The 8,814-nt window shown below is 67.7% G+C and carries 9 protein-coding genes; 7 read left to right on the top strand and 2 right to left on the bottom strand.

The genetic code is table 11. The features are described 5' to 3' along the window. Positions 1-2: 2 nt before the first annotated feature. Entirely contained in the window at positions 3-965 is a 963-nt protein-coding gene (locus N7640_RS14250; protein ID WP_279904083.1) for a FecR domain-containing protein, read from the bottom strand. Between the two features lie 5 nt (positions 966-970). Beyond that, the gene (locus N7640_RS14245; protein ID WP_220815828.1) at positions 971-1,480 is read right to left on the bottom strand and encodes a sigma-70 family RNA polymerase sigma factor; all 510 of its coding nucleotides are present in this window, start codon (positions 1,478-1,480) and stop codon (positions 971-973) included. Positions 1,481-1,783: 303 nt separating this feature from the next. On the opposite strand from N7640_RS14245, the gene glyQ reads away from it, so the two are divergent. The 7 genes from glyQ to N7640_RS14210 all read left to right on the top strand — a co-directional run bounded on the left by glyQ (position 1,784) and on the right by N7640_RS14210 (position 8,632). Then, positions 1,784-2,731 (top strand): glycine--tRNA ligase subunit alpha, encoded by a 948-nt coding sequence (gene glyQ, locus N7640_RS14240; RefSeq protein WP_220815827.1) that lies wholly within the window; start codon positions 1,784-1,786, stop codon positions 2,729-2,731. Beyond that, the gene (gene glyS, locus N7640_RS14235) at positions 2,731-4,785 is read left to right on the top strand and encodes a glycine--tRNA ligase subunit beta (protein ID WP_279904082.1); all 2,055 of its coding nucleotides are present in this window, start codon (positions 2,731-2,733) and stop codon (positions 4,783-4,785) included. Before glyQ ends, glyS begins: the two co-directional genes overlap by 1 nt. 65 nt (positions 4,786-4,850) lie before the next feature. After that, positions 4,851-5,381, top strand: a complete 531-nt coding sequence (gene gmhB / locus N7640_RS14230; protein WP_279904081.1) for a D-glycero-beta-D-manno-heptose 1,7-bisphosphate 7-phosphatase — start codon at positions 4,851-4,853, stop codon at positions 5,379-5,381. Between the two features lie 15 nt (positions 5,382-5,396). Next, positions 5,397-6,170, top strand: coding sequence for a lysophospholipid acyltransferase family protein (locus N7640_RS14225; RefSeq protein WP_220815824.1), 774 nt, complete (start codon positions 5,397-5,399; stop codon positions 6,168-6,170). A gap of 205 nt (positions 6,171-6,375) precedes the next feature. Then, on the top strand, positions 6,376-6,987 hold the full coding sequence (locus tag N7640_RS14220) for a CDP-alcohol phosphatidyltransferase family protein (protein WP_279904080.1): 612 nt from the start codon (positions 6,376-6,378) through the stop codon (positions 6,985-6,987). 87 nt (positions 6,988-7,074) lie between these two features. Further along, positions 7,075-7,698 (top strand): lysophospholipid acyltransferase family protein, encoded by a 624-nt coding sequence (locus N7640_RS14215; RefSeq protein WP_279904079.1) that lies wholly within the window; start codon positions 7,075-7,077, stop codon positions 7,696-7,698. A gap of 1 nt (position 7,699) precedes the next feature. Beyond that, positions 7,700-8,632 (top strand): phosphatidate cytidylyltransferase, encoded by a 933-nt coding sequence (locus N7640_RS14210; protein ID WP_220815821.1) that lies wholly within the window; start codon positions 7,700-7,702, stop codon positions 8,630-8,632. The last annotated feature ends 182 nt before the right edge of the window (positions 8,633-8,814 follow it).

The raw sequence follows: 8,814 nt of genomic DNA, 5'->3' as shown, positions 1-8,814 counted from the left end.
CACTACCGCGGCAGGATGGTCACCCAGTACGGCGTCAGTCGCGACACCCGCACCGGCAGGCTGCTTTCCAGCAGGGCGAGGATGCGTTCGCCATCGTCCAGCGGGAACGAGCCGGTCAGGCGCAGGTCGGCGCAGGCCGGGTCGCAGCGCAGCACACCGGGGCGATGGCGCGAGAGTTCGGCGACGAAATCCCCCAGGCGCATGCGTTCGGCGACGATGAAGCCGTCGATCCAGGCCGTGTCGCTCCCGTCCGCCTGCCAGGCGGGGGCGACTCCGCTGGCGTCGATGCGGGTCTGCCAGCCGGCCTCGACGATCCGGCCGGGCGATCCGTCCAGCGGCTCCACCGCCACCCGGCCCTGGCTGACGCCCAGCAGGGTGCCTCGCTCGCTGTCGTCGCGGCGCACACTGAAGCGTGTGCCGAGCGGGCGCAGCCGCGCCTCGGCGGTCAGCACCACCAGGGGGCGCGGGTCTTGACCGGTCAGCAGCTCCAGCTCGCCGTGGCGCAGGCGCAGCAGGCGCTGGGCCGCATCGAAACGCACATCCACCGCGCTGGCGGTGTTCAGCCACAGTTCGCTGCCGTCGGCCAGGCGCTGGTGGCGACGCTCGCCGGTGGCAGTGGAGAGGTCGGCCAGCGCGCCCTGCAGCAGGCGGCTGTCGTGCCCCTGCCAGGCCAGCGCACCGAGCAGCCCGGCGCCGACCAGCACCTTCAGCGCCTGGCGCCGGTCCATGGGGCGGGTCTGCTCTGCCGCGCGCCGCGCCGCCGGGTCGCGCAGCATCTCCGCCCTGGCCCGCAGGCCCTGGGGAATGCCCGCCAGGCGCTGCCAGGCCCGCTCGTGCTCGCCGTCGGCGCGGCGCCAGCTTTCCAGCTGCAGGCGCTCGGCCTCGCCGAGGCAGCCGGACTGGGCCAGGGTGAACCAGGCGATGGCCTGGTCGCGGATGGCGGGGGCGATGGGCGCTTCGCTCATGGCGGTCACTCGTAGCGGTTGGCGTAGCAGGCGGCGAAGGCCTTGCCCATGGCCTTCTGCACCTGGTTGACGCTGAGCCCGAGCCGGGTGGCGATCTGCGGGTAGGTCAGGCCGTCGAGCTGGGACAGGAAGAAGATCTGCCGCACCCGCGGCGACAGGCCGTGCAGCAGCTCGTCGATCTCCACCAGCGCCTCGATCAGCAGCAGCCGGTCCTCCGGCGACGGCTCCACGGCTTCCGGCTGCGCCGCCAGCGCCTCGGCATAGGCCCGCTCGACGGCCAGCCGGCGCCAGCGGTTGACCAGCAGGCTGTTGGCGATGGTGGCGAGGTAGGCCAGCGGCTGGCGCAGCTCGTGGACCGCGGCGCGGCTGCGGAGGACCCGGACGAAGGTGTCCTGCGCCAGGTCGTCCGCATCCGCCGCCTCGCCCAGGCGCCGACGCAGCCAGTTCTTCAGCCAGCCATGATGGTCGAGGTAGAGGCGCTCTACGTCCCGTTCGAAAGTGCGCTCGCTGCTCATGGGGGCTCTGCGGACCGTTAAAGATGATAATTATTCTCAAATTAACGGATTCGCCACGCTGCGCGCAACGGCGGGCTGCACTCCCCCCAACACCGTCGTCCCCGCGAAGGCGGGGACCCAGGGGCGCGGTGGCCTGCATCTGGATTCCCGCCTGCGCGGGAATGACGGGATTTCCTGACGACCTTCTCCGTATCAGGTCTTCGCCCGCTTGCCCCTGGCAAGACCCGGCGCGGCTGGGTCAGGCGGGATGCGTTCGGGTATACTGCGCGGCTTTCCGCCTAAGCCTCGATACCGGTGAAATTCGTGAGCCAAACCAAGCCCGACGTGAGCACCTTCCAAGGCCTGATCCTCGCCCTGCAGAGCTACTGGGCCGAGCAGGGCTGCGTGATCCTGCAGCCCTACGACATGGAAATGGGTGCCGGCACCTTCCACACCGCCACGTTCCTGCGCGCCATCGGCCCGGAAACCTGGAACGCCGCCTACGTGCAGCCCTCGCGCCGCCCGGCCGACGGCCGCTACGGCGAGAACCCCAACCGCCTGCAGCACTACTACCAGTTCCAGGTGGTGCTCAAGCCGAACCCGGAGAACATCCAGGACCTGTACCTGGAGTCGCTGCGCCGCATCGGCGTCGACACCCTGGTGCACGACATCCGCTTCGTCGAGGACAACTGGGAATCGCCGACCCTCGGCGCCTGGGGCTTGGGCTGGGAAGTCTGGCTGAACGGTATGGAAGTCACCCAGTTCACCTACTTCCAGCAGGTCGGCGGCGTCGAGTGCTACCCGGTCACCGGCGAGATCACCTACGGCCTGGAGCGCCTGGCCATGTACCTGCAAGGCGTCGACTCGGTGTATGACCTGGTCTACTCCGACGGCCCGTTCGGCAAGGTCACCTACGGCGACGTGTTCCACCAGAACGAAGTGGAACAGTCCACCTTCAACTTCGAGCACGCCAACGTCGACAAGCTGTTCGACCTGTTCGACTTCTACGAGTCCGAAGCCAACCGCCTGATGGAGCTGCAGCTGCCGCTGCCGGCCTACGAGATGGTGATCAAGGCCTCGCACAGCTTCAACCTGCTCGACGCCCGCCGCGCCATCTCGGTGACCGCTCGCCAGCAGTACATCCTGCGCGTGCGTACCCTGGCGCGCAGTATCGCCCAGAGCTACCTGCTGGCCCGCGCCAAGCTCGGCTTCCCGATGGCCACCCCCGAACTGCGTGACGAAGTGCTGGCGAAGCTGAAGGAGGCCGAATAATGAGCGCTCAGGATTTTCTGGTTGAACTGGGCACCGAAGAGCTGCCCCCGAAAGCGCTGAAAAGCCTCGGCGAAGCCTTCCTCGCCGGTATCGAGAAAGGCCTCAAGAATGCCGGCCTGGCCTATGCCAGCGCCCGTTTCTATGCGGCCCCGCGTCGCTTGGCGGTGCTCGTCGAGCAACTCGCCGCGCAGCAGCCGGACCGCACCGTCAACCTCGACGGCCCACCCGTGCAGGCCGCCTTCGACGCCGAGGGCAAGCCGACCCAGGCGGCCCTGGGCTTCGCCAAGAAGTGTGGCGTCGACCTGGGCCAGATCGACCGCAGCGGCCCGAAACTCAAGTTCAGCCAGTCCATCGCCGGCCAGCCGGCCGTTGGCCTGCTGCCGGGCATCGTCGAGGCCTCGCTGGGCGAGCTGCCGATTCCGAAGCGCATGCGCTGGGCCGCGCGCAAGGATGAGTTCGTCCGTCCGACCCAGTGGCTGGTGATGCTGTTCGGCGACCAGGTCGTCGACTGCGAAATCCTCGCCCAGAAGGCCAGCCGCACCTCCCGCGGCCATCGCTTCCACGCCAACCGCGACGTGCCTATCAGCAACCCGGCGAGCTATGCCGAGGACCTGCGCGGCGCCTATGTGGTCGCCGACTTCGCCGAGCGCCGCCAGCAGATCGCCTGCCGCGTCGAGACGCTGGCCAGCGCCGAGAACGGCACGGCCATCGTCCCACCGGCGCTGCTCGATGAAGTGACCGCCCTGGTCGAATGGCCGGTGCCGCTGGTCTGCTCCTTCGAAGAGCGCTTCCTCGAAGTGCCACAGGAAGCGCTGATCGCCACCATGCAGGACAACCAGAAGTACTTCTGCCTGCTCGACGGCAACGGCAAGCTGCTACCGCGCTTCATCACCGTGGCCAACATCGAATCGAAGGACCCGGCGCAGATCGTCGCCGGCAACGAGAAGGTGGTGCGTCCGCGCCTCACCGACGCCGAATTCTTCTTCAAGCAGGACAAGCGCCAGCCCCTGGAGACCCGCAACCAGCGCCTGGCCAACGTGGTGTTCCAGGCCCAGCTGGGCAGCGTGTTCGACAAGGCCGAGCGGGTATCGAAGCTGGCCGCCTTCATCGCCGAGCGCATCGGCGGCGACGCCAGCCGCGCGGCCCGCGCCGGTATCCTGTCGAAGTGCGACCTGGCCAGCGAGATGGTCGGCGAGTTCCCGGAAATGCAGGGCATCGCCGGCTACTACTACGCCAGGCACGATGGCGAAGCCGACGACGTGGCCCTGGCACTGAACGAGCAGTACATGCCGCGCGGTGCCGGCGCCGAGCTGCCGGGCACCCTGACGGGCGCCGCCGTGGCGGTGGCCGACAAGCTGGACACCCTGGTCGGCATCTTCGGCATCGGCATGCTGCCGACCGGCTCCAAGGACCCCTATGCCCTGCGCCGCGCCGCCCTCGGCGTGCTGCGCATCCTCATCGAGAAGCAGCTGGACCTCGATCTGGTCGAGACCGTGACCTTCGCCATCGGCCTGTACGGCGACAAGGTCAAGGCCGACGGCCTGGCCGCCCAGGTGCTGGACTTCGTCTTCGACCGCCTGCGCGCCCGCTACGAGGACGAGGGCGTCGAGGTGACCGTGTACCAGGCCGTGCGTGCCCTCAAGCCGGCCTCGCCGCTGGACTTCGACCAGCGGGTGCAGGCCGTGCAGGCGTTCCGCCAGCTGCCGGAGGCCGGGGCCCTGGCCGCCGCCAACAAGCGCGTGTCCAACCTGCTCGGCAAGTACGAAGGCCAGGTCGCCGCCAGCGCCGAAGCCCACTACTTCGACAATCCGGCCGAGTTCAGCCTGTACTCCGCCATCCAGCAGGCCAGCCAGGCCGTGCAGCCGCTGGCCGCCGAGCGTCGCTACCGGGTGGCGCTGGAGCGCCTGGCCGCTCTGCGCGAGCCGGTGGATGCCTTCTTCGAGGCCGTGCTGGTCAACGCCGAGGATGCCTCGGTGCGGGCCAACCGCTACGCGCTGCTGAACCAGCTGCGCGGCCTGTTCCTCGGCGTCGCCGACATCTCGGTGCTGGGCTGACGCCCGGCAGGCGAAGAGCCGTGGGCTTCACGCGCTGAAGCTCACGGCTCGAGGCTTAAACAGCGATGAAGCTACTGATCCTCGACCGCGACGGCGTCATCAACGAAGACTCCGACGCCTACATCAAGTCCCTCGACGAGTGGATTCCAATCCCGGGCTCCATCGACGCCATCGCGCGCCTGAGCAAGGGCGGCTGGACCGTGGCCGTGGCCACCAACCAGTCCGGCCTGGCGCGCGGCTACTACGACGCGGCCACTCTGGACGCCATGCATGCGCGCCTGCGCCAGCTGGTGGCGGAGCGGGGCGGCGAGGTCGGCCTGATCGTGCATTGCCCGCACGGCCCGGACGACGGCTGCGACTGTCGCAAGCCCAAGCCCGGCATGCTGCGGCAGATCGCGGCGCATTACGGCACGCAACTGGCGGGCGTGTGGTTCGTCGGAGACAGCGGCGGTGACCTCGAGGCCGCCCTGGCCGTCAATTGCCAACCCGTTCTCGTGAAAACCGGCAAGGGCGAGCGCACGCTGGCCAAGCCGTTGCCAGCGGGAACCCTGATATTCGATGATCTGGCGGCCATAGCCGACCAGCTTCTGCTCTAGGAGAGCCCGAGTCCCATGACGACAGTGCAGGCCATCAGAACCTTCTTCTTCTACCTGCTGCTGTCGTCCAGCTCCTTCTTCTGGTGCATCCTCTGCGTGTTCATCGCGCCGCTGCTGCCGTTCCGCGCCCGCTACCGTTTCGTCATCCAGGCCTGGTGCCGCAGCGCTACCTGGCTGGCCAAGGTGGTGGTCGGCATCCGCTACGAAGTGCATGGCCTGGAAAACGTCCCCGCGCAGCCCTGCGTGATTCTCGCCAAGCACCAGAGCACCTGGGAGACCTTCTTCCTGTCAGCCTTCTTCGAACCGCTGTCACAGGTGGTCAAGCGCGAGCTGCTCTACGTACCGTTCTTCGGCTGGGCCATGGCCATGCTGCGACCGATCGCCATCGACCGCAGCAACCCCAAGGCGGCGCTCAAGCAACTGGCCAAGCAGGGCGACGAGCGCATCCGGCAGGGCGCCTGGGTACTGGTGTTCCCCGAAGGCACGCGCATCCCGCCGGGGCAGATCGGCAAGTTCTCCCGTGGCGGCACCGCGCTGGCGGTGAACGCGGGCCTGCCGGTACTGCCCATCGCCCACAACGCCGGCGAGTTCTGGCCGAAGCAGGGCTGGGCCAAGTACCCGGGCACTATCCAGGTGGTGATCGGCCCGGTGATGCACGCCGAGGGCACCGGCCCGCGCGCCATCGCCGAACTCAACGAGCGCGCCTTCAAATGGGTGGCCCAGACCCAGGAGCAGATCAGCGGCGTGGCGCCGGTAGTCAGCACGGAAAGCGCCTCCAGCGTAGCCTGAGCCTGTGGATAAGCTGTGCAGGAAATACCATCAGTTTGCCATTAGGCGTCTCAACTGGCTGATATTCCAGCTAATTCCTCTTCAGACCGGTCGACGCGCATCGGGGTATAAGTATTTTCGCGCACCGCCGCACGTTCCACGCCGCATGTCCGCTGGGCAGAGCGGTTAAGCTAACTGTCCCACCTCGTCAAAGGCATTTCCGCGCATGCCCTCGATCTATCAGCTCAAGCCCCGCTTCCAGAACCTGCTGCGCCCCGGCGTCACGCGCCTGCACGCACGCGGGGTCACCGCCAATCAGGTGACGCTGACCGCCGCCGCCGTCTCGGTATTGCTGGGTGCGCTGCTGGCCTGGTTGCCCCAGCACACCTGGCTGTTCGCCCTGATCCCCTTGTGGATGCTGCTGCGCATGGCGCTGAACGCCGTGGACGGCATGCTGGCCCGGGAATTCGGCCAGCAGTCGAAGCTCGGGGCCTACCTCAACGAGCTGAGCGACGTGGTCGCGGACAGCGCCCTGTACCTGCCCTTCGCCCTGCTCGCTGGCGTCTCGCCGACACTGGCCATTCTGGTGGTGGTTCTGGCGCTGATCAGCGAATACGCCGGCGTGCTCGGCCCCATGGTCGGCGCCTCCCGCCGCTACGACGGCCCCATGGGCAAGAGTGATCGCGCCTTCTATTTCGGCGTGCTCGGCGCCGGCGTCGCCACCGGGTGGCTGCCTTCGTCCTGGATCAACGGGCTGCTCGTGATCGTCCTGCTGTTGCTGGTGGCGACCCTGATCAACCGCGTGCGCCAAGGCCTGACCGAGATCGGGACCGTTTAGTTCGCTGTACAACCGGGACGGCATGCCCCCAGCGGGCCGGCCATCCCGCCAAGCCATGCTGCGCATGGCCGGATAAAGGAGTCATTCATGCTCGCTTCCCTCACGTCCTTCGCGATCACCTCGGCGGCCCGGCTGCTGACCGGCGCTCGCGCGCTCTGGCTGGGCTGCACCGCACAGCCCACCCAGCGCCTCTACTACGCCAACCACAGCAGCCACGGTGACTTCGTGCTGCTCTGGGCCTCGCTACCGCCGGAGCTGCGGCGGCGCACCCGTCCCGTAGCGGGCTCCGACTACTGGCTGAACGGCAATCTGCGGCGCTTCCTGATCCGCGACGTGTTCAACGCCGTGCTGGTCGACCGGGAGCAGCGCTCACCCCAGGCCAATCCCCTGCAAGCGATGCTGGACGCGCTGGAACAGGGCGACTCGCTGATCATCTTTCCGGAGGGCACGCGCAACCTCACCGAAGAACAGCTGCTGCCCTTCAAGAGCGGCCTGTTCCGCCTCGCCCAGGCAATGCCTGAGGTGGAGGTGATACCCGTGTGGATCGCCAACCTCAACCGGGTGATGCCCAAGGGCAGGGCGCTGCCGCTGCCGCTGCTCTGCACCCTGAGCTTCGGCGCGCCGCTGGAACGCATCGCCGGGGAGGACAAGACAGCCTTCCTCGAACGCGCACGCAACGCCCTGCTGGCCCTGGCTCCGGAGGAGGTCTGAGATGGATCGCAATACAATCCTGCTGTTCGCCGGCATCGGCGCCGTACTCCTGCTGGCCACTCTCATCGCCCGGGTGCTGCGCCACCGGGCGGGCCAGACGCCCAACGCAGTGATCGAGAACCTCAACGCGCGGATCGACGCCTGGTGGGCCATGGTGCTGGTGATCGGCCTCGCCTTCCTGTTCGGCAACAACGGTGTGATCCTGCTGTTCTACTTCGTCTCCTTCTACGCCCTGCGCGAGTTCCTCACCCTGACGCCGACCCGGCGCAGCGACTATCCGGCGCTGGCTGCGGCCTTCTATTTCGCGCTGCCGATGCAGTACCTGCTGATCGCCCTGGACTGGTACGGCCTGTTCGCCATCTTCATTCCCGTCTACCTGTTCCTGCTGCTGCCGATCCTGGCCTCGCTGGGCGGCGATACCACACGCTTCCTGGAGCGGGCCTCGAAGGTGCAGTGGGGGCTGATGATCGCGGTGTACTGCGTGTCCGCAGTGCCGGCGCTGCTGACCCTGGACATTCCCGGCTATGAAGGGCGCAACCTGCTGCTGATCGCCTGGCTGATCTTGGTGGTGCAACTCTCCGATGTACTGCAGTACGTCTGCGGCAAGCTGGCCGGCAAGCACAAGATCGCGCCCAAGCTGTCGCCCTCCAAGACCGTCGAGGGCTTCGTCGGAGGCGTGGCGCTGGCCAGCCTGGTGGGCGCGTCGCTGTTCTGGATCACCCCGTTCAGCTTCTGGCAGGCGGCGCTGATGGCGCTGGTGGTCAACCTGCTCGGCTTCGCCGGTGGTCTGGTAATGTCGGCGATCAAGCGCGACCGGGGCGTGAAGGACTGGGGCCACATGATCGAAGGCCACGGCGGCATGCTCGACCGCATGGACTCGGTCTGCTTCGCGGCGCCGATCTTCTTCCACTTCGTGCGCTACTGGTGGGCTTGAGGCCAAGTTGTAGGGTGCGCGGGGCCGCCCAAGCCTCCGGTGCGCACAGCCTGGGCGGCCCCGCGCACTCTACAACCGCTTACATGGATGGCGGGCAACAAAAAACCCGCCGAGGCGGGTTTTTCGCGACCTTCCGACATCCTGTCGTTTGCCATCCTGGCGCGGTCTGTCTTCCTTGACCC

Source organism: Pseudomonas sp. GD04015 (genome assembly GCF_029837675.1).
Lineage (GTDB): Bacteria > Pseudomonadota > Gammaproteobacteria > Pseudomonadales > Pseudomonadaceae > Aquipseudomonas > Aquipseudomonas paralcaligenes.
This window is presented reverse-complemented; position numbering and strand designations above follow the sequence as displayed.

Bases quoted from the DNA above. Each gene is read 5' to 3' on its own strand.
- N7640_RS14250 (WP_279904083.1), bottom strand. From the start codon at position 965: ATGAGCGAAGCGCCCATCGCCCCCGCCATCCGCGACCAGGCCATCGCC.
- N7640_RS14245 (WP_220815828.1), bottom strand. From the start codon at position 1,480: ATGAGCAGCGAGCGCACTTTCGAACGGGACGTAGAGCGCCTCTACCTC.
- glyS (WP_279904082.1), top strand. From the start codon at position 2,731: ATGAGCGCTCAGGATTTTCTGGTTGAACTGGGCACCGAAGAGCTGCCC.
- gmhB (WP_279904081.1), top strand. From the start codon at position 4,851: ATGAAGCTACTGATCCTCGACCGCGACGGCGTCATCAACGAAGACTCC.
- N7640_RS14225 (WP_220815824.1), top strand. From the start codon at position 5,397: ATGACGACAGTGCAGGCCATCAGAACCTTCTTCTTCTACCTGCTGCTG.
- N7640_RS14220 (WP_279904080.1), top strand. From the start codon at position 6,376: ATGCCCTCGATCTATCAGCTCAAGCCCCGCTTCCAGAACCTGCTGCGC.
- N7640_RS14215 (WP_279904079.1), top strand. From the start codon at position 7,075: ATGCTCGCTTCCCTCACGTCCTTCGCGATCACCTCGGCGGCCCGGCTG.
- N7640_RS14210 (WP_220815821.1), top strand. From the start codon at position 7,700: ATGGATCGCAATACAATCCTGCTGTTCGCCGGCATCGGCGCCGTACTC.